Genomic DNA, 24,633 nt, shown 5'->3' with positions numbered 1-24,633 from the left:
GGGACCCGACCATTGCTGCTCACGAAGTGGTGCGCGTGGTGCTCGCGGCGCTCCTAGGCGTTCGCGCCCGCGGTCAGCACGGCTGCCGCGGGGTCGAAGTCCTCGGGCAGCGGCGGGATCGCGTCCACGGTCGACGTGATGTCGACGGCGGAACCCGACTCGGCCGCGTCACGGATGCCGAGCAGCACGTCGAGCACGTGCAGCGCGACGGCGCCGGAGGCACGCTCGGGGCGGTCCTCGGCGATGGCGCGGGCGAGCTCGACGACACCGGTGCCACGACCCCAGGTGGAGCCGACGGCCTCGAGCGTCTCGGGCTCGTCCTGCCCGTAGCGCCAGAGCTGCGACGAGCCCTCGAACGTGTTCGGGTCCGGCAGCGAGATCGTGCCGAGCGTGCCGTTGATCTCGACGAAGCCCATGCGCGGCAGGGCGTGCTGGAACGAGAACGTCGACTGGGCGGACTGCCCGCCGGCGAACTCGATCAGGGCCGCGTGGTGCGTCGGGACCTCGACCGGGAACGTCTCGCCGGCGCGGGGGCCGGACGCGATCGTGCGACGGTCGAGCGACTTCGACGAGACGGCCTGCACGCGCGAGGCGGTGCCGAACGCGTGCACCAGGGTCGTCACGTAGTAGGGGCCCATGTCGAACAGGGGGCCGGCACCGGTGGCGAACAGGAAGTCCGGGTTCGGGTGCCACGCCTCGGGTCCGGGGACGTGGAACAGGGTCGTCGCGGACAGCGGCTCGCCGATGTCACCGCGGGCGATGGCCCGGAGCGCCGTCTGGATGCCCGCGCCGAGCACGGTGTCCGGAGCGGTCGCGACGCGCAGGCCCTTGGCCTTCGCCGACTCGAGCACCGCGGCGGCCGACGCGTGGTCGGTCGCGATCGGCTTCTCGCTCCAGACGTGCTTGCCGGCGTCGATGATCTGCTGGTCGACCTCGGCGTGCGCGGCCGGGATCGTCAGGTTGATCACGATCGAGATGTCGTCGCGGGCGAGGAGTTCCTCGACCGATCCCGACGAGGCGACGCCGTACGCAGCCGCCTGCTCAGCGGCACGCTCGAGCAGCACGTCGGCGACGAAGCGGACCTCGACGTCGGCGAACTTGGTCAGGTTCTCGAGGTACTGGGTGGAGATGTTGCCGGCACCGATGATGCCGATCCCGACACGGCTCACTTGTCGTTGTCCTTGAGCCAGGTGAGGGACTCGGTGATGCCCTCGAAGACGTCGCCCTTGTACGCGTCGAACTCGACCACGCGGATCGCCTGCGGTGCGGCGGCGAGGATGGCGGTCACGTCGACGTCGCCCTGACCGGCCGGCGTCTGGTTCTCGAAGGCGCGCTGCAGTGCCTCGGGCACGATGAGGGCGCTCTCGGACGAGGGCAGCGCGGTGCGGATGTCTCCGTCGACCTTGCCGTCCTTGACGTGGATCGCGACGACGCGGTCGCCCAGGCCCTTGAGCACGGCGGGGGCGTCGGCGCCACCGACGGTCGCCCAGAAGGTGTCGACCTCGAGGACGGTCTCCGGCGACAGCTGCGACACGAACAGGTCGTAGACGGTGCGGCCGTCGACCTTGTTCGTGAACTCCCACTGGTGGTTGTGGTACCCGAACTGCAGGCCACGGCCGGCGGCCTCGGCGGTCAGCTCGTTGACGCGCTCGGCGATCTTCGCGACGTCGTCGGCGGTCTGCCAGCGGTCGGTCGGGATGAACGGGTCGATGACGGTGCGGATGCCGAGGCGCTCGGCGGCGTCCCAGATCGGCGCGGTGTCCTCGGCGTCGATCACGGCGACGTGGCCGGACGGAGCCTTGAGGCCGGTGGCCGCGAACGCACGCTCGAGGTCGGTGGCGCGCTCGACGAACGCGTAGGGCTCGACGTTCTCGTACCCGATCTCGGCGACACGGGCGATGGCCTTGTCGAGGTCTTCGGCGATGGCGTCGCGCAGCGAGTACAGCTGCACAGAAGTGGTGGGCATTGCAGAGGCTCCTTCGATCCTGTCTGGGTGTCGCGGCCCGTCGAGGAGCGATGCTCCGCGGCGAGATCGATGACGACGCTACCCCAAAAACCACCCGGTGTGTAGTTTTTGCTGCCCCGTGTGACGACCCCGGTGTTGCGGACAACACGTGTCGATGTATGCTCGCGTCGGAAAACCTTGTCAGATAAGGTTTTCATCGACTCAAGGAGGCGTCATGAGCACACCCGAACCCGGCAGCCCGGCACTGCTCAACCCGGAAGAGGGCATCACCCAGCCCGTCAGCACGGTGAAGGTGGGCATCGGCTACCAGATCGCCCTGTTCCTCGGGCAGTTCGGCCTCTTCGTCGCGCTCATGGCGCCCGTCTACGTGAGCATGCAGCTCAAGGCGCAGGCCCTGGTCGGCGACGACGCTGCGAACGTCATCGGCTCGGTGCTGCCGATCGGCGCGTTCGGTGCGCTCATCATGAACCCCCTCGCGGGTGCCCTGTCCGACCGCACCCGCACGCGCTGGGGCCGTCGTCGCCCCTGGCTGCTCAGCGGTGTCGTGGTCTTCGCGATCGCCCTCGCGTGGATCGCCTACTCGCCCGACGTCCTCAACCTGACGCTGGCCTGGCTGCTCGCCCAGCTCGCCGCGAACGCCACGCTCGCCACCCTCCTCGCGAGCTTCGCCGACAACGTGCCGCAGCTGCAGCGCGGCCGGTCCTCGAGCATCATCGCGCTCGCGCAGAACATCGCCGTGCTCGCCGGCACCTACCTGTCGGTCTTCTTCGTCGCGAACCTGCCCGTGCTGTTCATCGCGCCGGGCATCCTGGCGATCATCCTGGTCGCCGTGTACGCCGTCGTCGCGCGGGACGACCTGCCCACCTACAAGCTCAAGAAGTTCACGTTCCTGAACCTCATCGCGTCGTTCTGGACGAACCCGGTCAAGAACCCGGACTTCGCGTTCGCGTGGTGGTCGCGCTTCCTCATCATCTTCGCGACCTTCATGTTCACGACGTACCGCCTGCTCTACATGGAGCAGCACCTCGGCATCGAGAGCGCGAAGGAGGCGACGGCCGCCGTCGCCTTCGGTGTCCTGCTCTACACGATCGCGCTGCTGGTCAGTGCGGCGCTGTCCGGCTGGGCCTCGGACAAGCTCGGTCGCCGCAAGGTGTTCGTCGGTGGCTCCACGGCGATGTTCGCGGTCGGACTCATCGTGTTGGCGCACGCCGACACCGTCAACGGCTTCTACGTCGCCGAGGTCATCATGGGCTTCGCGTACGGCATCTACTCCGCGATCGACACCGCACTCGTCGTCGACGTCCTGCCGAACGCGGACCGTCCCGGCAAGGACCTCGGCGTCATCAACATCGCCAACGCGCTGCCGCAGTCGCTCGCCCCGGCCGTCGCCCTGTTCTTCCTGAAGATCGGGTCCGGGGACGCCGCCGACAACTACACGCTCATGTGCTGGGCCGCCGGCGCGATCGCCATCATCGGCGCACTCGTCGTGATCCCCATCAAGCGGGTGCGGTAGCGCCCGTCGCGCACCGCGACCAGAAGACGGTGTGGAGGCCCGTGGCGACGCCGCCACGGGCCTCCCGTCTGTCTGCCTGGTTGCGTCAGCCGGCCCCGATAGCGTGACCCACATGCTCGCCGCCGCCCCAGCCCCGTTCGACACCCCCGCAGGCCGCATCGTCGGGGCGGTCGACGGCGACGTGGTGCGGGCGCTCGGGATCCCGTACGCGCAGGCCGAACGGTTCGCCCCGCCGCAGCCGATGCCACCGTTCCAGGGTGAGCTACACGCGTCGACCCCGTCGCCGGTGGCACCGCAGCCGCACGAGGAGTTCGTCGACCTGCTGCTCAACCCGATCCAGGGCATCGAGGTCGACGAGCACTGCCAGCGACTCTCGATCACGCTGCCCGCCGACGTGCGGCCGGACGAGCAGCTGCCCGTGATGGTCTGGATCCACGGCGGCTCGTACGTCATCGGCGGCGGCGACCTGCCGATCTACGACGCCCGCGACCTGGTGACCGAGCAGCGCGTGATCGTGGTGTCGGTCACGTTCCGGCTCGGCGTGCTCGGATTCCTCGGTGACGGCGAGACGATCCCGGCGAACCTCGGGCTGCTCGACCTGGTCGAGTCGCTGCGCTGGGTGCGCGCGAACATCGCTTCCTTCGGCGGCGACCCCGACCTGGTCACCGTCTTCGGGCAGTCGGCCGGCGGGGACGCAGCTGCGCACCTGATGATCAGTGCCGGCGCCGAAGGGCTCTTCCGCCGCGCGATCATCCAGAGCGCGCCGCTCGGGCTGTCCCGCCGTCGGGCACGGATGAACCGCGCGATGGTCCGGGCGGTCGGCAGCGTGCACGCCGACACCCCGCTCGAGGACCTGCTCGACCGTCAGGCGCTCGGCACCCGGGCCGCAGCGCCCTACGGGCTCGCCGCCGGCATGCCCTTCGGCACCCAGTACGGGTTCGCGCCGCTGCCCGCCGAGCGTGACCTCGACGCCGCGTGGAGCCGGGTCGCCCCCGACGTCGACGTCCTGATCGGGTCCGGTTCGGACGAGGCCGGCATGTACGTGCCGCTCGTGCCCGGCCTGCGTCGGGTCACCCGGTCGCGGGTGCTGCGGTCGGCCCTGCGGTGGTGGGTCGTCCGTCCGCTGTCCGACGTCATCTACGGGCGCGACGCTCGACGGTTCACCGAGCGGCACCGACGCGCCGGCGGCCGGGCGACCTCCTACCGACTGCACCGCGGTGTCACGAGCGCCCCGACCGGAGCCGTGCACATGAGCGACCTGCCGCTGCTGCTCGGTGGCCGTGAGGCCTGGGCCGGCACCCGGTTCGTCCCCGAACGCGACTGGCCCGAGGTCGAGCGCCGCGGCCGGGCCTTCCGGGCGATCTGGGCCGACTTCGCCCGCACCGGCGAGGTCCGCGCCCCCGATGACGAGACGCTGACGTTCGACCGCGGCTGACCGGGAGCCGGCGACGGTGGCTGCGCCCCCTGAACTGGCGGTCGCGGGCCGCTGAGCGGCCCCGCACAATCGTCAGCATGCCCACGACCGATGTCGACCTCCGCGCACGCATCGTCGCCGGGGCGATCAGTGCCTACCGAGCCGGGGACTTCCACCGTGTCGGGCCCGACGAGGTCGCCGAGCACGCCGGTGTCACGGCCGACGAGTTCCACCGGGCGTACCCGATGTGGGAACTCTTGGTGGTCGCGGTCATGGACAAGTGGAACAACGGCAGCCGACGCGAGCTCTGGCCGATCGCGGAGCGGGACGGCACGGTCGCCTACCTGCGAGCCCGGCTCGCTGCGGGCGTGGAGGATCCGGCCCTCGTGCGCCTCCGGGTCGCCGTGCTCAGCGCCGCTTCGAACCCCGACCACCCCGCCGCCGGATGGTTCCGCACGCAGTACACGCGGGCGTTCGAGGACGTCACCCTCGCCCTGGTCCGTGACGTCGTCGCTGGCAGAGAACCCCGCGGCGCATCGCCCCGGCACGCAGCCGAGCAGCTCATGGCGCTGTACGAGGGGCTCCAGCTGCAGTCCGTGATCCGCGACGATGGGGAACCGCTCAGCGCCTTCGACCGGGCGGTCGCCCGGATGCGGGTCGGCTGGGCAGCGGCACGCGTCGACGCCTGATCCGGGTCGGGCGCGCACGTCGGACGGCCGGTAGGCCCATGGCGGCGGCGACTCGCGCCACCCGGCCCGCGGAGTGGTCGCGACACACCGCGCGTGCTGCGTCGCGTGGTCACGTTCCGTCGTTTGCGGGCGGCGGGGCCGACGGTCTGTGACCGCTCGGCGTGCGGGCCGCGGGGGGTCGTGACCGGTGGCGGGCTGGTGGAGCGTCCGCACCACCCCGGTCCACGGCCTGGAGGCCCGGCGCGGCTGGCAGACGTCGGTGCACCCACCTGGCATGGTCGGCCCATGGAGTACACGGACTACGACACCCGGCTCGCCGCCTACGGCGTGATCACGGACGGTGACCGCGTGCTCCTGGCGAAGCTGCGTCACCCCGACGCGGGCACGTGGACGTTACCGGGCGGCGGGGTCGAGTTCGACGAGACCGTCGAGCAGGCCGTCGTGCGCGAGATCCGCGAGGAGACCGGGTACGAGGCCCAGGTCGGCGCCCTGCTCGGGGTCAGACACCACATCGTCCCCGCAGAGCGCCGCATCCACGCCAACGGCCGGCCGATGAAGGCCGTGCAGGTGGTGTTCCGGGCGACCATCACCGGGGGAGCCCTGCGGCACGAGCTCGACGGCTCGACCGACGAGTCGCGGTGGATCCCCGTCGCCGAGCTCCCGCACCACCGCCACGGCCTGCTCGTGCCGATCGCCCTCGGCTGGGCGGGCGCCCTGTCCCGCTGACCGCTTCACCCGGCGGTCAGGACGGCGAACTGCGGCGGGACGTCAGCCGGTTGCTGCGCCGCCGACGCGGCCTGCTCGTTCATCGCTCACCGAGCAGGAACGAGATGCTGTCCAGCCAGTCCTGTGCGAGGTACTCGTCGATGAACAGGTCGCGCCACTGCTCGGTCGGCGCGAACTCCCGCTCGTCCAGGTTCCACTCTGCGCGGACTCGTTCGCGCTCGGCGAGGAGCCCCTCGCGGGTCCAATGCCGTCCCAGCACCTTCGTCATGGCCGTCCTCTCGTCGGTGAGAGGACGGTAGGACGATCAGCAGCGCCGAAGCGAGCTTTCGGAATACAACATGTTCACTCCTCGATGACGCTGAGGACGTTTCCCGACGGGTCGGTGAACCAGGCGATGAGCGGCCCGCCCTTCCGGTTCACACCCCGGTCGTCGGTCATCCCCTCGTACTGCAGGAACACGACGCCCTTGGTGGTGAGCTCGTCGACCGCGGCGTCGATGTCCGGCACCGGGAAGTTCAGCACCGTGAAGGCCGCCGGTTCGTGACCCGGGCCCTTCGGGTAGACGAGCACCTGGTGTCCACCGCCGAGCTGCAGGAAGAGCATGCCGTGGTCCTCGGTGACCTCGACCCCCAGGACGTCCTCGTAGAACGCCTTCGCCTCGGGCACGTCGCGCACCGAGAACCCGCTGAACGCCTTCGTCGCATCGACCATGCGGCAAGTGAACCACCGCGGCCCGGCGTCGGTGCGCTCTGCGAGGATGAAGCCGTGAGCGACTCCGGCACGACCGTCGACCAGGCCGTCGAGCGCGCCGTCGAACTGGCCCGTTCGAGCAAGCGCACGGTGCTCGGGATCGCCGGAGCACCGGGCGCCGGCAAGTCCACGCTCGCCCGTCGCATCGTCACCGCCGTCGACGACCGCCTGGGTGCAGGCACCGCTGTGCAGGTCCCGATGGACGGCTTCCACCTGTCGAACGCGGCGCTCGACGCCCTCGGCCGGCACGACCGCAAGGGCGCGGCGGACACCTTCGACGCCGACGGGTACGTCGCGCTCGTCCGCCGACTCGTCGCCGCCGACGAGGACGTGGTGTGGGCGCCGGACTTCGACCGTCGCGTGGACGAACCCGTGGCCGGCAGCATCGCGGTGCCCCGCGCAGCCCGACTCGTGGTGTCCGAGGGCAACTACCTGCTCGACGACACCGCACCGTGGTCGGCGCTGCCGGCGCTCTTCACCGAGACCTGGTTCTGCGCCGTCGCCGACGACGTGCGGCTCGACCGCCTGGTCGGCCGGCACATGCGGCACGGCCGCGACCACGACGCCGCCCGCGCGTGGGCGGTGGAGGTGGACGGCGTGAACGCCGCGAGGGTCGCGCCCACGGTGATCCGGGCCTCCAGGACGGTGTGGACGTGACCACCGACCGACGCGACCGTCGACGACCACCAGGCGACCCCGACAACGACGTGACCCCGACGACGACCACGCGACACCGACACGAGGAGCGACCATGACCATCGCCATCACCGGAGCGACCGGCAACATCGGGGGCGCCGTGAGCGCGGCGCTCGCCGCGGACGCCGTGCCGTTCCGGATGCTCGTGCGCGACGCCTCCCGTGCGCCGGAACTTCCGGGCACCGAGGTCGCCGTCGCGACCTTCGCCGACGCCGACGCGAGCCGGACCGCGCTGCAGGGCGTCGAGGTGCTGCTCATGGTCTCGGCGGCCGAGGCCCAGGACCGCCTCGACCAGCACCGGGCGTTCGTCGCCGCGGCCGCCGACGCGGGCGTGCGGCACGTCGTCTACACGTCGTTCCTCGGCGCGGCTCCCGATGCGACCTTCACGCTCGGACGCGACCACTGGGCGACGGAGCAGGCGATCCGCGAGAGCGGGATGGCCTTCACGTTCCTGCGCGACAGCTTCTACCTGGACTTCGTCGAGGACCTGGTCGGTGAGGACGGCGTGATCCGCGGACCGGCCGGCGACGGCGCCATGGCCGCGGTGGCCCGTGCCGACGTCGCCCGCGTCGCGACCGCGGTGCTGCACGACCCGGACGCGCACCGCGACCAGACCTACGAGCTGACCGGCCCCGAGGCGATCACCCTGGCCCAGGCGGCGGCGATCGTGTCCGAGGTCCGCGGCCGCACGGTCAGCTACCACCCGGAGACCCTCGACGAGGCGTACGCATCACGTGCGCAGTGGAACCCGGAGCCGTGGCAGGCCGACGCCTGGGTGAGCACCTACACGGCCATCGCCGAGGGGGCGCTCGCGCACGTGTCCGGCGACGTCGAACGCATCACCGGGCGTCCGCCGATGTCCCTGCGCGAGGTGCTCGCCGCGAGCTGACCCGTGGTGCCGGTGCGCACCGGGTCCGATCGACGGGCCGGGCAGCCCGCAGTGCCACACGGTCCAGGCGATGCCGTCCGCCCGGCGCGGCTGCATCGGCAGGCGTGCGTGCCGGGTGCCGCTGGTGAGTGCTCGGCAGCCCCCGGCCAGTGCGGCGTGCAGGACCGGGTCGGTGGGGGGCGCGTGGGCCTCGACGACGAGGACGCGCAAGCCGTCGGCGATCCTCCGGCGGATCTGGTGCGTCGTGAAGACGGGCACGGTGCCCGAGAACCCGCCGTCCGTCAGCACGGGGAGTCCGGTCGCGTCGATCACGGGTGCGGAGATGTGCCAGGTGTCCGTCATGAAGAGCGGTTCGTCGTGCCGGTACCCCTCCAGGCGTCGCGCGGTCGCGACGAGCCGGCTGAGGGCACGCGGGTAGGGCGTCGACCCGCCCCACGGGTCCGGGCGCGACACGTGGAAGACGTCCGGGCTGCCGGCCGGGATCGGCCAGCGTGCGGGCCACGGCCCGACCGACGCGTCGACGCCGCTGCCGTCGCGGGTCGCGTCGAGCGCCTGCAGTGAGAACGCGGCGGGTCCGGCGACGAGCGCGAGCCCGGCTGCCAGCGCGATGACCGTCCGGGAGGCCCGGTGCCGGTCCGGCCCGCGCGTCGCCTCCCAGCGGGGTCGCCGCCACACCGCCACCAGCGTCGCGACGACGGCGACCGTCGAGACGGCGATCGCGGGCACGGCGAGCACGCTCGGCATCGCGGTGCCCCGCGCGAGGAACACCACCCAGCCGAGCTGCGTCGCGGCGAGGACGACCGGGAGCGCCCGGAGCCCTCGAGACTGCGCCCGGACGAGCCCGACCGCACCGCGCCACCCGAGGGCTGCGAGCAGGGCGAGCTGCACGCCGATCGCGGCGACGTAGGCGGTGTGCGGCACGGCGGCCACCGAGAGCACGGCCGCCGCGGTGCCGAACCAGACCACCAGGACGGCCAGGGTGGCAGCTCCGGCGCGGGTGTCGAAGGCGTGCCCGAACGGGGAGCCGAGGGTGCCGGGTCGCTCCGCACGGCGGCGGACGAGCACCACGGCCGCGACCACCACGCCGAACACCGCCGCCGGCAGGAGCCAGGCCACCTGTGACGCCAGGTGCGGTCCGAGCAGCTTGCCGAACCCGGCCGGACCACCGCGCCAGGTGTGCGGACCGAACGGCACCGTGAACGACCGGACGGACCCGGGCACCGCGCCGGGCAGGAACCGGTCGATGCCGTTGTACCCGAACACCATCGCGAGCGGACTGTCGTCGGTGGAGCCGTCCGCCCACGGCCGCGAAACCGACGGGGTGACCGCCAGCGCGGTGACCCACGACAGCGAGGCCACGACCGCGACGATCCCGAGCACCCCGGCGCGGATCACCCGGGTGCCGAAGCGGAAGGGACGGCCGTCGTGCCGGGCCGAGGCCAGCAGGGTGCCGAGCAGCAGTGCCGGCAGGACGAACCACGCCTGCACCATCTTCGCCTGGAACCCGACGCCGACCGCCAGGCCCGCGGCGACGAGCGGCCACCAGCGCCCGGTCAGTGCCGCGTGCTGCCAGCACAGCAGGGCGACGGCCAGCGCGGCGGTGACCATGCCGTCCTCCATCGGGTGCGCGAACATCGACACGAAGACCGGCGTCGACCCCGCTGCTGCGGCAGCGACGAGGCCCGTCCCGACGCCGGCCCAGCGGAGTCCGACCAGGGAGCAGGCCCACAGGGTGACGAGCCCCTCGACGACCTGCGGGAACGCGAGCGCGGCGGTGGAGTGCCCGAACAGCCGGATGCTCAGCGCCTGCGGGACGGCGAAGCCGCTGAGCTTGTCGAGCGTCACCGTCGCGGAGGGGTCGAATGCGCCCGAGAACAGCGCTGGCCACGACTCGGACATCGACCGCGCCGACGCCTGGTAGAAGCTGAAGTCCCCGCCACGGCCCAGGTTCCAGGCGAGCAGCACGGTCGTGCCGCCCACGATCACGAGCAGGGTGAGCCGTGCTGCGAGCGGCTGGTCCCGCCACCGGGCGGGTCGTCGGATGTCCACTCTCCGGACCTTGGCCGTCCGGGATGACGACCGGCCGGGACCGTGCCGCCAGCTGGCCGCGAAGCCGGTCCGCGCGCTGAGGGCTCGTGCGGGTGCGGCCCCCGTCGGTCAGCGCCTCGGGGGTCGAGCCGGAGCGGGGTCTCAGCCGGCGTTCGGGTTCGGGGTCAGGACACCCGTCGCGCGGCGAACGTCCCGACGACGCCGAGGGTGAGCACCGCGACGAGCACGACGAGCAGCGGCGCCGTCCAGTTCCCCGTCGCACCGTGCAGCGCGCCGGCGACGAGCGGCCCGGCCGACCCGAGCAGGTACCCGCCGCCCTGCACGAACGCGGACATCCGCCGGGCGTCGGCGTCGCTCGAGACGATCCGCACGATGACGATGAAGATCACGGTGATGCCGCCGCCCTGGGCTGCACCGCCGAGCACCGACCACAGCAACCAGAGCTGCGGGGCGAACAGCAGCCCGAGCGGCATCGCCAGCCACAGCGTGCCGACCAGGGCGATGATCGCCGCCGGACGCCACCGGGTCGCGAGCAGCGGGACACCGAGCGCCCCGACGACGGCCAGGATCTGGAACACCGACGAGCTCGCGCCCGACGATGCCTTCGAGAAGCCGATCTCGTCGTGCAGCAGCGTCGGGATCCACGCGGTGAGGGCGTAGTACGAGAACGCCTGACCACCGAAGGCGAGCGTCAGGCCCCAGGTGATGAGCCGTCGTGCCGGTCGGATGGGCTCGGCGGCGGCGACCCGTGCGGCCTCGGCGGCACGGGCGGTCCGGATCGCCCCGGTGTCGAGCACCTGGTCGATCGGGCCGGTGACCGGCAGTGGTTCGTCCCGCTCGGAGGGCAGCGGGCGTCGCCAGGCGGCACGAGCACCGACCGTGTAGGTCCAGGCCGCGGCGGCGATGAGTGCGAAGACCGCCCAGATCGCGATGGCGACCGGCCACCCCCACAGGGCGGCCAGGGGAGCGGTGCCGAGCGACGTGATCATCGACCCGACGTTCAGCGCCGACGTGTACACGCCGGTGACCAGGCCGACGCGCTCCGGCGAGGTGTCCCGCCGGATGACCACCGGGATCACCACGTTGCCGATCGTGATGCCGATGCCGATGACCGCGGTGCCGATCAGCAGCGCCGCCGACGAGGGCATCGAGCGCACGACGGTGCCGGCGAGCACGATGACGAGCGACAGGGACACCGCGCGCTCGGGGTCGGCCTTCGCGATGACCCAGCTGGCGAACGGCGTCGCGAGGGCGAAGCACAGCACCGGGATCGTCGTCAGCAGCCCGGCGATCGTCGCGGTCAGACCGAGGTCGGCGCGGACGTCCCCGATGACCGGGGCGGTCGCGACGATCGGGCCGCGGAAGTTCAGGGCGATCAGGACGATGGCCGCCGGCAGCAGCCAGGCGGCACCGCGGAGGCCCCGCCGGACGACGTCGTCGCTCATGCGGACGGCGTCGCGGACGGCAGCAGGATCGGCAGCAGGTCGAGCGGGGTGGCGGCGCGGGCGATGGTGCCCTCGGCCTCGTCGGGGGAGCCGTAACCCCACTCGGCGAAGACGACCGGGACACCGTGCACGGTCGCGCCCTCGACGTCGTGCTTCCGGTCGCCGATCAGCACCGGGCGGCTGGTGTCGAAGCCGTGGGCCTCGAGGCGTCGCAGTGCCTCTTCGACGACGTCGGCCTTGCTCGACCGGACCTCGTCGTCGCTCGCGCCCGTGATGATGTCGATGTCCTCGGTGAGCCCGTAGTGCTCGAGGATGTAGGTCGCCGGGGTCTCCGGCTTGCTCGTCGCCGTCGAGATCGGCAGCCCCGCCTGGTGCAGGGTGCGCAGCACGACGTCGATGTCCGGGAACATCGCGGAGTCGAGCGCCCCGTGCGAGAAGTAGTGCTCGCGGTAGACGGCGAGGGTGCGGTCGGCCAGTTCGTCGTCCATGCCCATCGCGATCCGGAACGTGTCCATGATCGGCGGGCCCACGAACGACATCAGGGTGTCGTGGTCCGGCACCGGGACGCCGACGGTGCGGAAGGTGTGCGTCAGGCTCTCGAGGATGCCCGGCGCGGAGTCGCTGATGGTGCCGTCGAGGTCGAACAGGATGGCGGAGAACGGGCTGGTCATGTCCTGTCCACCCTAGCCGGGCCGTGGCGGCGACCATCCGGGATCCGTCGGCGGCGGGGCGGGGGTGGGCCGTGCCTCCAGGCCGGACGGCCCGACGCGGGTCAGAACAGGCGGGTGTGGCCGCCCTCGATGCCGCGCATCGCGTCGTAGTCGAGCACGAGGACGCGGATGCCGCGGTCCTCGGCGAGGGTGCGTGCCTGCGGTGCCACCGTCTGCGCCGCCAGCACGCCCTGCACCGGACGCAGGTGCGGGTCGCGGTTCATGAGCTCGAGGTACCGGGTGAGCTGCTCGACCGCGTCGATGTTGGCGTTGCGCTTCATCTCGACCGCGACGCTCGCCCCTGCGTCGTCACGAGCAAGAATGTCGACCGGCCCGATCGCCGTCATGTACTCGCGGCGGACTAGGGTGTGGCCGTCACCGAGCAACTCGATCTGCTCGGCCAGGAGCTGCTGCAGGTGCGCCTCGACCCCGTCCTTCACCAGGCCCGGGTCGACGCCCAGGTCGTGGGTCTCGTCGGACACCACCTCGTACAGGGAGACGATGAGCTTGTCCTGCGTCTTCTTCTGCGTCACCGTCCACACCTGCGTGATGCCGGCGACCGACTGTTCCTCGTCCGGCTCGGTGATCTCGATCGAGCAGGGCGGGCTCATCCAGTTCAGCGGCTTGTAGCTGCCGCCGTCGGAGTGCACGAGCAGGGAGCCGTCCGCCTTCAGCATGAGCAGGCGGGTCGCGAGCGGCAGGTGGGCTGAGAGCCGGCCCGCGTAGTCGACGGAGCACCGGGCGATGACGAGACGCACCCCGGAAGCCTAACCGGCGTCGTGTGGTCGGCCGGACGAGGCGCGCTGCCTGTGCAGCGCGCACGGATTCACATGCCCGTAACGACGTTCTGCACATGTACCGCAATCCGATGCCGTCCTACCGTGGCTGACACCCCGATCGGCCCACGCCGACACCCCTCCCCGAGGAGCCACGATGGCCAGCGAGACAGCAGTGTCAGCACCACGAACCCCCCGTTCCGAGTCGGTCGCCGTCGACGACTACTCGCTCAGCCGAGTCCCGATGTCCGCGCGCTACGGCTGGTTCCAGGTCGCCGTGCAGCGCTTCGGGCAGATCTCGGCCCTGTCCCAGTTCCTGCTCGGTGCGACGCTCGGCTTCGGCATGAGCTTCTGGGACGCCTTCTGGGCGATCACCCTGGGCGCCGTGATCCTGGAGATCGTCTCGGTGCTCGTCGGCGTCATCGGCGTCAAGGAGGGCCTCAACACCTCGGTCATCGCCCGCTGGACCGGGTTCGGCAAGGCCGGCTCGGCGCTGGTCGGGCTCGCGATCGGGCTGAGCCTGATCGGTTGGTTCGGCATCCAGTCGGGCGTCTCGGCGGCCGGCCTCGTCTCGATCCTGCCGATCCTGCCCGCCTGGGCGTGGTCGCTCGTGTTCGGGCTGCTCGTCACCGCGATCGTGCTGCGCGGGTTCCACTCGATGCAGTGGCTGGCGAACGTGACCGTGCCGCTGTTCCTGGTGCTCGTCGGCTGGGCGGTCATCGTCGAGCTGAGCCGCCACTCGATCGCCGAGCTCGCTGCGCGTGCCCCGGCTGGTCCGGAGCTGAGCTTCGTCGCCGGCACCACCCTGGTGGCGGGTGGGTTCATCGTCGGTGCGGTGATCACGCCGGACATGACGCGCTTCAACCGCTCGGTCGGCGACGTCGTGAAGCAGACGCTGCTCGGCGTGACGCTCGGCGAGTACGTCATCGGCCTGGCCGGTGTCCTGCTCGCACACGCCGTCGGCTCCGCGGACATCACCCGCGTGATCACGTCGAGCGTCGGCTGGGTCGGCATCCTCGTGATCCTGCTCGGCACGTTCAAGATCAACGACTGGAACATCTACAGCTCGAGCCTCGGCGTCACGAACTTCATCGATGCGGTGTTCGGCAAGCAGGTGAACCGCGGGCTCGTGACGCTCGTGATGGGCGTCGTCGGCTCGGTGCTCGCCGCCGTCGGGTTCCTCGGGGCCCTGACACCGTTCCTGTCCGTGCTCGGGGTCGTCTTCCCGCCCATCGCCGGGATCATGGTGGCGGAGTACTTCGTCGTGAAGCGCTGGCGCCGCGAGCTGAGCGACGCCGAGAACATCCCGGCGACCTCGCCCACCTGGGTGCCGGCCACCCTGGTCATCTGGGCGGTCGCCTCGCTCATCGGGTACTTCGTCGCCGTCGGCATCCCGTCGATCAACTCCGTGGTCATCGCCTTCGTGCTCTACGTGGTCGCCGGCAAGGTCGGGCTGATCCGCGGCGTCGGAGTCAGTCGGACCGAGGCCGCGCCGGCTGCCACCGAGGCCCCGGTCGCCGAAGCACCGGCCACCCCCGCCGCCTGACCCGGGCGCTCCCCGAACGGCCGGTCGCGTCGCCGCACCCCTGATCCGCGCGACGGCGCGGCCGGTCCCCACTCCACGAACCAGTACCCCCCCCCGCGAAGACCCCGCGAACACACCGCACCCGCACCACCGCACCCGCACCCGCACCACCGAAGGGAACCCCCATGCGCATCGGCATCGACGTCGGCGGCACCAACACGGACGCCGTCCTGATGGACGGCAGCACCGTCCGTGCGGCGGTCAAGCGGTCCACCACCCCTGACGTCACCTCGGGCATCGTCGCCGCGCTCGACGGCCTGCGCGAGCAGCACGCCTTCGGCCCCACGGACATCGACGGCGTGATGATCGGCACCACCCACTTCATCAACGCCCTGGTCGAGGCACGCGGCCTCGCCCCGACCGCCGCGGTCCGCCTGGGCCTGCCGGCGACGGCGTCGCTGCCGCCCTTCACGGACTGGCCCGGGCACCTGGTGTCGGCCGTGCACGCGCAGCCGTTCCTGGCCCACGGCGGCCACGAGTTCGACGGCCGCGTCATCTCGGAGCTCGACCCCGAGGAACTCAAGCGGCACTCCGGTGCCATCGCCGCCGCGGGCATCCGCTCCGTCGCGATCTCGTCGGTGTTCTCCCCGATCAACGACGAGTTCGAGCAGCGCGCGCAGGAGATCATGGCCGCCGAGCTCGGGCCGGACGTGGCGTTCTCGCTGTCGTCCGAGATCGGTCGCATCGGCCTGCTCGAGCGCGAGAACGCGACGATCATCAACGCGGCGCTCCGTGAGCTCGCCGACCGCATCGTCGACGGCCTGTCCGGGTCGGTCACGGGCAGCGGCATCGACGCACCGCTCTTCCTGAGCCAGAACGACGGCACGCTGATGGACGTCGAGTACGCCCGCCGCTACCCGGTCGCGACGTTCGCCTCCGGCCCGACGAACTCGATGCGTGGCGCAGCGGTGCTGTCCGGCTTCGACACCTGCGCGGTCGTCGACGTCGGCGGCACGACGAGCGACGTCGGCGTCCTGACCGCGGGCTTCCCGCGCGAGGCCACCGGCGAGGTCGCCGTCGCCGGCATCCGCACGAACTTCCGGATGCCCGACGTCCTGTCCGTCGGCATCGGCGGCGGCTCCCGCATCCGCGAGGACGGCAGCGTCGTCGGGCCGGACTCCGTCGGGTACCGCCTGACCGAGGAGGGCCTGGTCTTCGGCGGCACCACCCTGACCGCCACCGACGTGGCCGTCCGCGGTGGCCGTGGCGCGATCGGGGACCCGTCGCTCGTCGCCGGTGTGCCGGCCGAGGTCGCCGCCCGCGCGCTCGACGTCATCGCGGAGCGCGTCGCCGACATCGTCGAGCGGATGCGCACCTCGTCCGACCCGCTGCCCGTCGTGGCGGTCGGCGGCGGCTCGGTGCTGCTGCCGGACAGCCTGCCCGGACTCGGCACCGTGCACCGCCCGGAGCACTACTCGGTGGCCAACGCCATCGGTGCGGCGATCGCGCAGGTCAGCGGCGAGGTCGACAAGGTCTACGCGATCAGCGACGGCCGCCGGTCCGCCGTGGTCGACGAGGCCCGGCAAGAGGCGGTCGACCGTGCCATCGCGGCCGGCGCCGACCCCGGCTCGGTGGACATCGTCGACTTCGACGAGGTCCCGATCCCGTACCTGCCGGGCAACGCGACGCGGATCCGCGCCAAGGCGGTCGGCGACCTGGCACTCGGGGCGCTGGTCCGATGAGCGCCACGCAAGCCGCGCCGCGCACCGCCGCGCCCACAGCACCCCTCCTCACCGCCATCGGCGCCGACTGCTCCGCCCTCGCCCGCGGCGCCGCGATCCTCGGCACCGGCGGCGGCGGTGACCCCTACATCGGTCGCCTGCTCGCCGAGGCCGCCGTCCGCGCCCACGGCCCGGTCGAGATCGTCCAGGTCGAGGACCTGCCCGACGACGCCGTGGTGCTCTCGGTCGCGATGATCGGCGCTCCCACGGTGATGGTCGAGAAGCTGCCGTCGGCCGGCCAGTTCGCCGAGGCCATCCGAAGCCTGTCGGCGTTCCTCAACGTGACCCCGACCCACCTGGCCTGCATCGAGGTCGGGGGCGTGAACTCGACGACACCGATCGTCGCCGCGGCCGAGCTCGGCCTGCCCCTGGTCGACGGCGACGGCATGGGCCGCGCCTTCCCCGAGGTGCAGATGGTGCTGCCGACCCTGTCCGGGGTCAGCGCGACACCGATGGCCCTGGCCGACGAGAAGGGCAACACCGTCGTCTTCGACACGGTCGACAACCGGTGGGCGGAACGGCTCGCCCGCACGGCGACGGTCGAGATGGGCTGCTCCGCGATCACGGCGCAGTACGCCATGTCCGGCGCGCAGGTGAAGGAGTCGTTCGTCCGCGGCAGCCTGTCGCTGAGCGTCCGGCTCGGCGAGACGCTGGTCCGCGCACGCAGCGAGAACGCCGACCCCGTCACGGCGGTGACCGAGGTGCTCGGCGGCACGGTCGTGTTCGAGGGCAAGGTCGCCGACATCGAGCGCAAGACCGTCACCGGGTTCGCCCGTGGCACGGCCAGCATCGCCGGTTCCGGCAGCGACACCGGCCTGGAGGCGGTGCTCCGGTTCCAGAACGAGCACCTGCTGGTCGAGGTGGCCGGCCAGGTCCGCACCACGGCTCCCGACCTCATCATCACCCTGGACGCCGAGACCGGCGAGCCGATCACCACCGAGGCCCTGCGCTTCGGCGCCCGCATCCGGATCGTCACGGCACCGGCCGACGAGCGCTGGCACTCCCCGGAGGGCCTGCGCCTGGCCGGCCCGCGGTACTTCGGCTACGACACCCCCGCGGTCCGCCACGACGGCACCACGAGCGCGGGCGAGACGAACACGGGAGCGCACCGATGAGCTGGATCCTCGACGTCGACGACCTGCCCGACCTGGCCCGCGGCGCCGCGCTGCTCGGCACCGGCGGCGGGGGCGACCCGACCATCGGGATGCTCCTGGTCCGTGCCGCGATCGAACAGCACGGCCCCGTCACGATCCTCGACCCGTCCGAGGTGCCCGACGACGCCCTCGTCATCCCCACGGCGCAGATGGGCGCACCGACCGTGGTGCTCGAACGCATCCCCGCCGGACCGGAACCCCTCGGCGCCCTCCGTCGGCTCGAAGCCCACCTGGGCCGGACGGCGACCGCGACGATGCCCATCGAGTGCGGCGGCATCAACTCGATGATCCCGCTGCTCGTCGGTGCCACCGGCGGCCTGCCCGTCGTCGACGCGGACGGCATGGGCCGTGCCTTCCCCGAGCTGCAGATGGAGACGTTCTCGGTCTACGGGGTCCCCGGCAGTCCGCTCGCGATCAGCGACGAGAACGGCCACGGCGTCATCATCGAGACCGGCACGGACAACAAGAAGATGGAGTGGCTCGCCCGCGGGGTCACCATCCGGCTCGGCGGCGTCGCCTACATCGCCGAGTACGCCATGTCCGGCCGCCAGGTGAAGGAGACCGCCGTCCCGCGCACGCTCTCCCTGGCACTCGCCGTCGGTCGGGCCATCCGGGTCGCCCGCGAAGCCCACCGCGACCCCATCGACGCGCTCGCCGAGGCCCTCGGCACGACGATCTACATGCACCTGCGCGAGCTGTTCGACGGCAAGGTCGTCGACGTCGAGCGCCGCACGGTCGACGGGTTCGCCCGCGGGCGCGCCACCGTGCAGGGGACCGACGGCTCCGAGCTCGAACTCCGGTTCCAGAACGAGAACCTCGTCGCCCGGCGTGACGGGCAGCTCGTCGCCGTCGTGCCCGACCTGATCTGCGTCCTCGACGCCGAGACCGCCGAGCCGATCACCACCGAACGCCTGCGGTTCGGGCAGCGCGTCCGGGTGATCGGCATCTCGACTCCCGACCTGATGCGGACCCCGGAGGCGCTCGCCGTGTTCGGGCCGTCGTGCTTCGGGCTCGACGAATCGTTCGTCCCGGTCGAGGACCTGCACGAGCACGTCCGACCGGCCGCCCCGGCGGTCGGCTGACGAACGGCCGCGCGCCGACCCCGGCGCCCGGCCCACGCACCCGACCTCGGGCCCTGGCCCCGGGCTCCGCCCCCGGGACGCGACCACGGCAGCAGAATGGACCCATGGACCAGGGTGAGCGGCGGGGCGGCGGTGTGGCGTGCCTCCAGGCCGACGACGCGACCGTCTTCGGACGCGGCACCGCCCTGCTCGGCTGCGGCGGTGGCGGCCGCGTCGACCACATGGTCAGCGCGCTCCGCTTCGCGCTCGGCGACCACAGCGTGCCGGTCGTCGACCTCGACGACCCCGCGCTCGGATCGGTGGTGGCCGTCGGGCTGATCGGGTCGACCACCGTGCTCGAGGAGAAGATGCCGAGCGGCGAGGAGCTGCCGGCCGCGCTCGCGGCGGTCGAACGCTGGACGGGCGTCCGTGCCGACGCCGTCGTCGCCGCGCAGATCGGCGGCGTGACCGGACCGGCCGCGGCCCTCAGCGCACACGCCGCCGGACTGCCGCTCGTCGACGCGGACCTGGTCGGCCGCGCGGTCCCGCGCATCGACCAGCTGTCGGTCTTCGTCGGCCCGACCACGACGGTCACGGCCGCCGCGGCCACCACGAGCGGCCTGCGGATCGTCGTCGACGCCCGGCACCCCCACGACGTCGAGACGGTCTGGCGCGAGGCCGTCTCGCACAGCGGCGGCTGGGCGGCCTTCGCGATCGGCCCGGTCCCGGTGGCGCTGCTGCGCGAGCGGGCCGTCGTCGGCAGCGTGCAGCGCGCCCTCCGGATCGGACGTGCAGCGGGCGGCGCACGCGACGCGGCGGAACTCGCCGCGCTCATCGGCGGCCGCGTCGTCGCGCAGGGCCGGGTCATCGACGTCCAGCGCGAGGGGGACGCGCTCGCGTTCGTGCGCAGCAGCCTGGCCATCCGCGACGCCGGCACCGGCGCGGTCGCCCGGGTCGAGGCGGGCAGCGAGTACGTGCACTGCCTGGTCGACGGCCTGTCGGTCGCCAGCACGCCGAGCGTCATCACCGTCGTCGACGCGCGCTCGCTCGCGCCGGTGGCGACCGACCGCACGCGGGTCGGCAACGAGCTCGCGGTGCTCGTGCTGCCGTCGGCGCCGTGGTGGTGGGCGGACCCCGACCGCACCGCGCGCATGGGGCCGCGGGCGTTCGGCATCGACGCGGACGTCGTCCCCGAGGCCGTGGGCCAGGTGCTCGCGTGAACGCCGTCGGCGACCTGCTCCCGCTCCTGCCGCCCGGCACCCGCCTGCTCGTCGGCCCCGGCAGCACCGCGGTCCGGAGCGTCCGCGGGGTCGTGGGGACGCCCGACCAGGTCGGCCGGTCCCTGTCACAGGGCGACGACGTCGTCGTGCTGCTCACCCCGGTCGACCGCGCGGACGCACGCTTCGACGTGCTGCTGCGCCGGGCGTCCGCGGCCGGCACCATCCTGCTCGTCGTCGACGGGGCACTGGAACTCGGCCCCGGCAGCACGACGCTCGCCGACCGGCTCGGCGTCGCCGTGCTCGCCACCCCGGACCCGTGGGCGACCTCGGTCCGCCTGCACGAACTCATCGGCACCGGGATGGGTCCGGCGGCCCGGGCCGCCCTCGACGCCTCCCGCGTCGCGCTCGACGCCGGCCCCGAACTCGACGACCTGTTCGCCCGGCTCGACCGCTCGCTCGGCCACCCGGTGCGGTTCCTCGACGCCTCGGGCATGGCACTCCGCGGAGCCGCCGTCGACGACGCGGCCCGCGCGGTGCTCGTCCGCCGCGCCGGCACCAGCGACGTGCTGACCGCCGAGGGCGTCGACGAGACGCTCGTGGCGATCCCGGTCGGCACCGGCATCGGACCGCGCGCCTGGCTGGCCGTCGGCCTGCCCGTCCCGATCGCCGCCGAACAGCAGGTGGTCGCGAGTGCCCTGCAGGTGGCCGCCGTCGCCGTCGGGCACCGGCTGCTGCTCACCCGGCTCGACGACGAGCGCGACGCCCGCTACCGGATGGCGATGCTCGACGAACTCCGCGCGGCCGACGGAGCCCCGGCCCCGCAGCTCGTGCAGCGGACCATCGCCGCCGGGTGGCGGTTGGACGCCTGGCACGTCGGTGCGCGCGTGGTCGCGCGGCAGGGCGTCGACCTGGTCGCGCTCCGCCAGCAGGTCGACGCCGCGGTGCGCGCCGAGGGACTCGACGCGGTCGTCGTCGAACAGGCGGACGGCTGGGTGCTGTGGCTGTCGGAACCCGACGAACCCGGCCGGGAGGCAGTGGCCGACATCGCGGGTCGTCTGCGGCGCGCGCAGAACACGCTCCGCACCACTGTGGAGACCAACGTGGGCGTCGGCAGTCTGCAGGCGGGCCCTGCCGGGCTGGTCCGGACGCTCGGCGAGGCCGGCGACGCCGCCCGCCTGGCCGCCAGCCGTCCGGAGTCCGGGCACTTCGTGCACGTCGACCGGCTCGGGCTCGCGCAGCTGCTGCTCGCGTGGACGCAGACGGACACGTTCCTGCCGGCCTCGCGGCAGTTGCTCGCACCGCTCGAGCGCGGTGGCGGCGCGCTCCTGACGACGCTCGCCGCCTACCTGGACGCGGAGTCGTCGATCGCCGAGACCGCCGCGGTGCTCGGGGTCCACCGGAACACCGTGTCCGACCGCATCGCGCGGGTGGAGCGGCTGCTCGGGGTGGACCTGTCCGACCCGGAGACCCGCCTCGCCCTGCACCTGGCGACGCGGGCGCGGGCGGGCGACGGCGGCTGAGGGCTCGCTGCGTCAGCTGCGGTCGCTGGCTCGCTCGGTCTCGCTCGTCTTGTCGGTCTGGCTGGCCTTCTCGGTCTCGCGCTTCGTGGTCCCGCTCGTCTTGTCGGTCCCGCGGGCGGGCCGGGCGGCGGCACCGGTCTCGCGCGCTGCACCCGAGGCCAGGCCGGCCGCGATGATGAACACGAAGACGATCAGCAGCGCCCCGAGCAGGCCGATCTCCTCACCGAGGAACCCGATCAGCGGCGGCCCGGCCAGGAACGCCACGTAGCCGATCGTCGCGACGGCGCTGACCTTGGCGGCCGCGGTACGGGGGTCGTCGGCCGCGGCGGACATGCCCATCGGGAAGCCGAGGCTGGCACCGAGGCCCCAGAGCACGACGCCGACGATCGCGAGCGGCACGTTGTCGATGAAGATGAGCATGCCCAGGCCGACCACTGCGACGGCGGCGCTGATGCGCAGGATCGGCACGCGGCCGAACTTGTCGATCAGCGGGCTGCCGGCGACGCGGCCGGCCGTCATCGCGGCGAGGAACACCGTCAGAACGGCAGCACCACCGGCGTTGTCGAGCCCGTGGCCGTCGATCATCGCGAGGGGCAGCCAGTCGTTCGCGGACCCCTCGGCCAGCGCCATGCCGAGCACGATCACGCCGATGAGCAGTGTGGAGGGCTGTGCCCAGACCTGCCAGCGGGTGAGCGGGGTCGCGACCGGGCTGGTGTCGGTCGACACCGGCTGCTCGACGAGGTGCTCGTCCTGGAACTTCGCGACGGCGACGAGCATGGCGGCGCTCGTGATGACGACGAGCACGATGAAGTGCCACGACACCGGGATCTCGAGCTTCTCGGCCAGCGCGCCGAGGCCTGCACCCGCGAGCGTGCCGAGGCTGAACGCGGCGTGGAACAGCGGCATGATCGTGCGCCCGCCGGCCTTCTCGGCGGCGGCGCCGGAGACGTTCATCGACACGTCGCACAGGCCGTTGCCGAAGCCGAACGCGATGAGCGCGATCCAGATGGCGGCGAAGCCCCACCCGAGCGAGACCGCGACCCCGGCGAAGATCATCCCGACCGCCAGGCACGCCGCAGCCACCTGCACGCCCCGACGGGCACCGAGCTTCGCGACGATGTGCCCGGCGAAGGTCAGACCGCCGATCGAGCCGACGGCCATGCCGAGCACGAGCAGGCCCATCTCGAACGTGCTCGCCCCGAGGGAGTCGCGGACGCTCGGGATCCGGCCCAGCCACGTCGCGATGTCGAGCCCGGACAGGGTGAACACCACGAACACCGCGATGATCCAGGCCTTGGTGGTCGGGACGGTGCGGGTGGACGGCGTCGTCATGGTGGTTCCCATCGTGCTGCGGCGCGCTCGGTGCTGCGCGTTCTGGTGCGTGTCGGTGCTGGTCTTGCGGCTGTCGAATCGATTCGACTGCTTGTTCCGGCTACGCTAACGGGCGATGGACGAACCGGCAACAGGACCCGGCGCGTCGCCTTCCCGCGGCGGCGTCACCCGTTCGTCGCGCCCGACGCTCGCCGCGGTCGCCCGCGCTGCCGGGGTCGCGCCGTCGACGGCCTCGCTCGCCTTCAGCGGTCTCGGCCCGGTGTCCGAGGACGCCAAGGCCCGCGTGCTCGCCGCTGCCGCCGACCTCGGTTACGGCGGCCCCGATCCCCGTGCGCGTTCGCTGCGCCGCGGTCGTTCCGGCGTCATCGGCGTCGTGATGGACGAGCGTCTGAGCGACGCCTTCCGTGATCCGGTCAACGTCCTGACGCTCGACGGCATCGCCGAGGTCGCCGGTGCCGCAGGTGCTTCACTGTTGCTCGTCCGGAGTCCGCTCGACGACGAGCAGGGCGCCGGCCCGTTGGTCGATGCCCCGATGGACGCCGTCGTGCTCGTCGGGTGCAACGTCCGGATCGACCCGGCCGTCGCCGTGCTGCGCCGTCGGCAGATCCCCGTCGTCGCGATCGAGGCGGACGAGATCGAGGGTGCCGTCCCCGTGCAGCTCGACAACCGGGATGCTTCACGCCGTGCTGCCGAGTACCTGCAGGGGCTCGGCCACCGGGACGTGACCGTCGTGACCCTGCCCCTCGATGCCGCACGTCGCCGTGGCCCGATCGACGCGGCCCGGCAGGACGAGGGCATCGCCTTCACCACCCTCGAGCGACTGCGTGGTGTGCGCCAGGTCTACCCGGACGCCGTCGCGATCGAGGCCGCCGGCAGCTCGGTGGAGGAGGGGCGTCTCGCCGGCACGGAGCTCTTCGCTCCGGACGGCCCGCGCCCCACCGCCGTCATCGCGCAGAGTGACCTGATCGCCGTCGGGGTGATCTCGGCCGCACTCGATGCTGGACTCCGTGTCCCCGAGGACGTCAGTGTCGTCGGCTTCGACGGCATCACCGTGGACGACAGCCTGCTCCACCGCACCCCGATCCGGCACCTCACCACCCTGGTGCAGCCGTTCGTGCAGAAGGGCCAGGCCGCCGCCCGTGCCGCCCTGGCCATGCTCGAGGGTGCGGAGCCGCAACCGGCGTCGTTCACGTCGGAGTTGCGGGTGGGGGATACGACGGGGCCGCCGCCAGCTCCGTGCCCCGGCTGACGAAAGCACTGCGCCTGGCTGCGTGTGGCATCGGGTCTGGACCCTTGCACGCTTCTGTGGCGAAAGCGATGTGATGTGGCCCAGAACAACACTCGTCGGTGTTTCCGACGCCGTGGCGTTGAGGTATACCCCAGAGGAACGGCCGGAGCTGACCCGCAGGGTTCGTGC

Annotated in this window: 21 protein-coding genes and 1 pseudogene; 13 read left to right on the top strand and 9 right to left on the bottom strand. The window is 72.5% G+C overall.

The genetic code is table 11. The features are described 5' to 3' along the window. Positions 1 to 53: 53 nt before the first annotated feature. Both DEJ04_RS00440 and DEJ04_RS00435 read right to left on the bottom strand, forming a co-directional pair. Positions 54 to 1,169, bottom strand: a complete 1,116-nt coding sequence (locus DEJ04_RS00440; RefSeq protein WP_027466981.1) for a Gfo/Idh/MocA family protein — start codon at positions 1,167 to 1,169, stop codon at positions 54 to 56. Beyond that, positions 1,166 to 1,966, bottom strand: coding sequence for a sugar phosphate isomerase/epimerase (locus tag DEJ04_RS00435; RefSeq protein ID WP_171907779.1), 801 nt, complete (start codon positions 1,964 to 1,966; stop codon positions 1,166 to 1,168). The genes DEJ04_RS00440 and DEJ04_RS00435 overlap by 4 nt, the downstream gene beginning before the upstream one ends. 214 nt (positions 1,967 to 2,180) lie before the next feature. Between DEJ04_RS00435 and DEJ04_RS00430 the strand changes: the two genes are divergently transcribed. The 4 genes from DEJ04_RS00430 (at position 2,181) to DEJ04_RS00415 (ending at position 6,308) form a co-directional block, all read left to right on the top strand. Beyond that, positions 2,181 to 3,479: an MFS transporter gene (locus tag DEJ04_RS00430; protein ID WP_051597042.1), complete on the top strand. Its 1,299-nt coding sequence runs from the start codon at positions 2,181 to 2,183 to the stop codon at positions 3,477 to 3,479. A 112-nt stretch (positions 3,480 to 3,591) separates the two neighbouring features. Next, positions 3,592 to 4,914, top strand: coding sequence for a carboxylesterase family protein (locus DEJ04_RS00425; protein ID WP_111045647.1), 1,323 nt, complete (start codon positions 3,592 to 3,594; stop codon positions 4,912 to 4,914). A 77-nt stretch (positions 4,915 to 4,991) separates the two neighbouring features. After that, positions 4,992 to 5,582: a TetR/AcrR family transcriptional regulator gene (locus DEJ04_RS00420; protein ID WP_111045646.1), complete on the top strand. Its 591-nt coding sequence runs from the start codon at positions 4,992 to 4,994 to the stop codon at positions 5,580 to 5,582. A gap of 285 nt (positions 5,583 to 5,867) precedes the next feature. Continuing rightward, a complete protein-coding gene (locus tag DEJ04_RS00415; RefSeq protein ID WP_111045645.1) occupies positions 5,868 to 6,308 on the top strand; it encodes an NUDIX hydrolase in 441 nt (146 codons plus the stop codon). A 79-nt stretch (positions 6,309 to 6,387) separates the two neighbouring features. Here the strand turns inward: DEJ04_RS00415 and DEJ04_RS00410 are convergent, their stop codons facing one another. Then, the gene (locus DEJ04_RS00410; RefSeq protein WP_071404442.1) at positions 6,388 to 6,576 is read right to left on the bottom strand and encodes a hypothetical protein; all 189 of its coding nucleotides are present in this window, start codon (positions 6,574 to 6,576) and stop codon (positions 6,388 to 6,390) included. A gap of 74 nt (positions 6,577 to 6,650) precedes the next feature. Continuing rightward, positions 6,651 to 7,019 carry a VOC family protein gene (locus tag DEJ04_RS00405; protein WP_111045644.1) on the bottom strand — a complete coding sequence of 123 codons (369 nt, stop codon included), beginning with the start codon at positions 7,017 to 7,019 and terminating at the stop codon, positions 6,651 to 6,653. 54 nt (positions 7,020 to 7,073) lie between these two features. Between DEJ04_RS00405 and DEJ04_RS00400 the strand changes: the two genes are divergently transcribed. Together DEJ04_RS00400 and DEJ04_RS00395 are read left to right on the top strand one after the other, a co-directional pair. Continuing rightward, positions 7,074 to 7,715, top strand: a complete 642-nt coding sequence (locus DEJ04_RS00400; RefSeq protein WP_111045643.1) for a nucleoside/nucleotide kinase family protein — start codon at positions 7,074 to 7,076, stop codon at positions 7,713 to 7,715. Between the two features lie 94 nt (positions 7,716 to 7,809). Continuing rightward, entirely contained in the window at positions 7,810 to 8,643 is an 834-nt protein-coding gene (locus DEJ04_RS00395; protein ID WP_111045642.1) for an SDR family oxidoreductase, read from the top strand. A gap of 1,353 nt (positions 8,644 to 9,996) precedes the next feature. Here DEJ04_RS00395 and DEJ04_RS18640 read toward each other — a convergent pair. The 4 genes and pseudogenes from DEJ04_RS18640 to nucS form a co-directional block, all read right to left on the bottom strand. Further along, positions 9,997 to 10,542 (bottom strand): annotated as a pseudogene (locus DEJ04_RS18640) (ArnT family glycosyltransferase); the annotation flags it as partial. A gap of 314 nt (positions 10,543 to 10,856) precedes the next feature. After that, positions 10,857 to 12,137 carry a CynX/NimT family MFS transporter gene (locus DEJ04_RS00385; RefSeq protein WP_111045640.1) on the bottom strand — a complete coding sequence of 427 codons (1,281 nt, stop codon included), beginning with the start codon at positions 12,135 to 12,137 and terminating at the stop codon, positions 10,857 to 10,859. Further along, positions 12,134 to 12,808 carry an HAD hydrolase-like protein gene (locus DEJ04_RS00380; protein WP_111045639.1) on the bottom strand — a complete coding sequence of 225 codons (675 nt, stop codon included), beginning with the start codon at positions 12,806 to 12,808 and terminating at the stop codon, positions 12,134 to 12,136. The genes DEJ04_RS00385 and DEJ04_RS00380 overlap by 4 nt, the downstream gene beginning before the upstream one ends. A gap of 101 nt (positions 12,809 to 12,909) precedes the next feature. After that, entirely contained in the window at positions 12,910 to 13,605 is a 696-nt protein-coding gene (gene nucS / locus DEJ04_RS00375; protein ID WP_017887754.1) for an endonuclease NucS, read from the bottom strand. Between the two features lie 175 nt (positions 13,606 to 13,780). Here nucS and DEJ04_RS00370 point away from each other — a divergent pair, with 175 nt between their 5' ends. From DEJ04_RS00370 to DEJ04_RS00345, 6 genes are all read left to right on the top strand, one after another. Then, complete coding sequence (locus DEJ04_RS00370; RefSeq protein WP_111022444.1) at positions 13,781 to 15,169, top strand: cytosine permease; 1,389 nt, start codon at positions 13,781 to 13,783, stop codon at positions 15,167 to 15,169. A gap of 164 nt (positions 15,170 to 15,333) precedes the next feature. Beyond that, entirely contained in the window at positions 15,334 to 16,890 is a 1,557-nt protein-coding gene (locus tag DEJ04_RS00365; RefSeq protein WP_111045638.1) for a hydantoinase/oxoprolinase N-terminal domain-containing protein, read from the top strand. Beyond that, entirely contained in the window at positions 16,887 to 18,044 is a 1,158-nt protein-coding gene (locus tag DEJ04_RS00360) for a DUF917 domain-containing protein (RefSeq protein WP_220035534.1), read from the top strand. The genes DEJ04_RS00365 and DEJ04_RS00360 overlap by 4 nt, the downstream gene beginning before the upstream one ends. Further along, on the top strand, positions 18,041 to 19,165 hold the full coding sequence (locus tag DEJ04_RS00355) for a DUF917 domain-containing protein (RefSeq protein WP_111045637.1): 1,125 nt from the start codon (positions 18,041 to 18,043) through the stop codon (positions 19,163 to 19,165). The genes DEJ04_RS00360 and DEJ04_RS00355 overlap by 4 nt, the downstream gene beginning before the upstream one ends. Positions 19,166 to 19,269: 104 nt before the next feature. Beyond that, positions 19,270 to 20,364 carry a DUF917 domain-containing protein gene (locus DEJ04_RS00350; protein WP_111045636.1) on the top strand — a complete coding sequence of 365 codons (1,095 nt, stop codon included), beginning with the start codon at positions 19,270 to 19,272 and terminating at the stop codon, positions 20,362 to 20,364. Continuing rightward, entirely contained in the window at positions 20,361 to 21,884 is a 1,524-nt protein-coding gene (locus DEJ04_RS00345; protein ID WP_111045635.1) for a helix-turn-helix domain-containing protein, read from the top strand. The genes DEJ04_RS00350 and DEJ04_RS00345 overlap by 4 nt, the downstream gene beginning before the upstream one ends. A 12-nt stretch (positions 21,885 to 21,896) precedes the next feature. On the opposite strand, the gene DEJ04_RS00340 is transcribed toward DEJ04_RS00345, so the two are convergent. After that, the gene (locus DEJ04_RS00340) at positions 21,897 to 23,216 is read right to left on the bottom strand and encodes an MFS transporter (protein WP_111045634.1); all 1,320 of its coding nucleotides are present in this window, start codon (positions 23,214 to 23,216) and stop codon (positions 21,897 to 21,899) included. A 115-nt stretch (positions 23,217 to 23,331) separates the two neighbouring features. On the opposite strand from DEJ04_RS00340, the gene DEJ04_RS00335 reads away from it, so the two are divergent. Then, positions 23,332 to 24,465: a substrate-binding domain-containing protein gene (locus tag DEJ04_RS00335; RefSeq protein WP_111045633.1), complete on the top strand. Its 1,134-nt coding sequence runs from the start codon at positions 23,332 to 23,334 to the stop codon at positions 24,463 to 24,465. The last annotated feature ends 168 nt before the right edge of the window (positions 24,466 to 24,633 follow it).

It is taken from the genome of Curtobacterium sp. MCLR17_044, assembly GCF_003234435.1.
Taxonomy (GTDB): domain Bacteria; phylum Actinomycetota; class Actinomycetes; order Actinomycetales; family Microbacteriaceae; genus Curtobacterium; species Curtobacterium flaccumfaciens.
This window is presented reverse-complemented; position numbering and strand designations above follow the sequence as displayed.

Excerpts from the sequence above, each read along its gene's own strand:
- DEJ04_RS00435 (WP_171907779.1), bottom strand. The coding sequence starts at position 1,966 with ATGCCCACCACTTCTGTGCAGCTGTACTCGCTGCGCGACGCCATCGCC.
- DEJ04_RS00410 (WP_071404442.1), bottom strand. The coding sequence starts at position 6,576 with ATGACGAAGGTGCTGGGACGGCATTGGACCCGCGAGGGGCTCCTCGCC.
- DEJ04_RS00415 (WP_111045645.1), top strand. The coding sequence starts at position 5,868 with ATGGAGTACACGGACTACGACACCCGGCTCGCCGCCTACGGCGTGATC.
- DEJ04_RS00370 (WP_111022444.1), top strand. The coding sequence starts at position 13,781 with ATGGCCAGCGAGACAGCAGTGTCAGCACCACGAACCCCCCGTTCCGAG.
- DEJ04_RS00380 (WP_111045639.1), bottom strand. The coding sequence starts at position 12,808 with ATGACCAGCCCGTTCTCCGCCATCCTGTTCGACCTCGACGGCACCATC.
- DEJ04_RS00405 (WP_111045644.1), bottom strand. The coding sequence starts at position 7,019 with ATGGTCGATGCGACGAAGGCGTTCAGCGGGTTCTCGGTGCGCGACGTG.
- DEJ04_RS00360 (WP_220035534.1), top strand. The coding sequence starts at position 16,887 with ATGAGCGCCACGCAAGCCGCGCCGCGCACCGCCGCGCCCACAGCACCC.
- DEJ04_RS00430 (WP_051597042.1), top strand. The coding sequence starts at position 2,181 with ATGAGCACACCCGAACCCGGCAGCCCGGCACTGCTCAACCCGGAAGAG.
- DEJ04_RS00365 (WP_111045638.1), top strand. The coding sequence starts at position 15,334 with ATGCGCATCGGCATCGACGTCGGCGGCACCAACACGGACGCCGTCCTG.
- DEJ04_RS00335 (WP_111045633.1), top strand. The coding sequence starts at position 23,332 with ATGGACGAACCGGCAACAGGACCCGGCGCGTCGCCTTCCCGCGGCGGC.
- DEJ04_RS00385 (WP_111045640.1), bottom strand. The coding sequence starts at position 12,137 with ATGAGCGACGACGTCGTCCGGCGGGGCCTCCGCGGTGCCGCCTGGCTG.
- DEJ04_RS00425 (WP_111045647.1), top strand. The coding sequence starts at position 3,592 with ATGCTCGCCGCCGCCCCAGCCCCGTTCGACACCCCCGCAGGCCGCATC.
- DEJ04_RS00355 (WP_111045637.1), top strand. The coding sequence starts at position 18,041 with ATGAGCTGGATCCTCGACGTCGACGACCTGCCCGACCTGGCCCGCGGC.
- DEJ04_RS00340 (WP_111045634.1), bottom strand. The coding sequence starts at position 23,216 with ATGACGACGCCGTCCACCCGCACCGTCCCGACCACCAAGGCCTGGATC.
- DEJ04_RS00350 (WP_111045636.1), top strand. The coding sequence starts at position 19,270 with ATGGACCAGGGTGAGCGGCGGGGCGGCGGTGTGGCGTGCCTCCAGGCC.
- DEJ04_RS00395 (WP_111045642.1), top strand. The coding sequence starts at position 7,810 with ATGACCATCGCCATCACCGGAGCGACCGGCAACATCGGGGGCGCCGTG.
- DEJ04_RS00420 (WP_111045646.1), top strand. The coding sequence starts at position 4,992 with ATGCCCACGACCGATGTCGACCTCCGCGCACGCATCGTCGCCGGGGCG.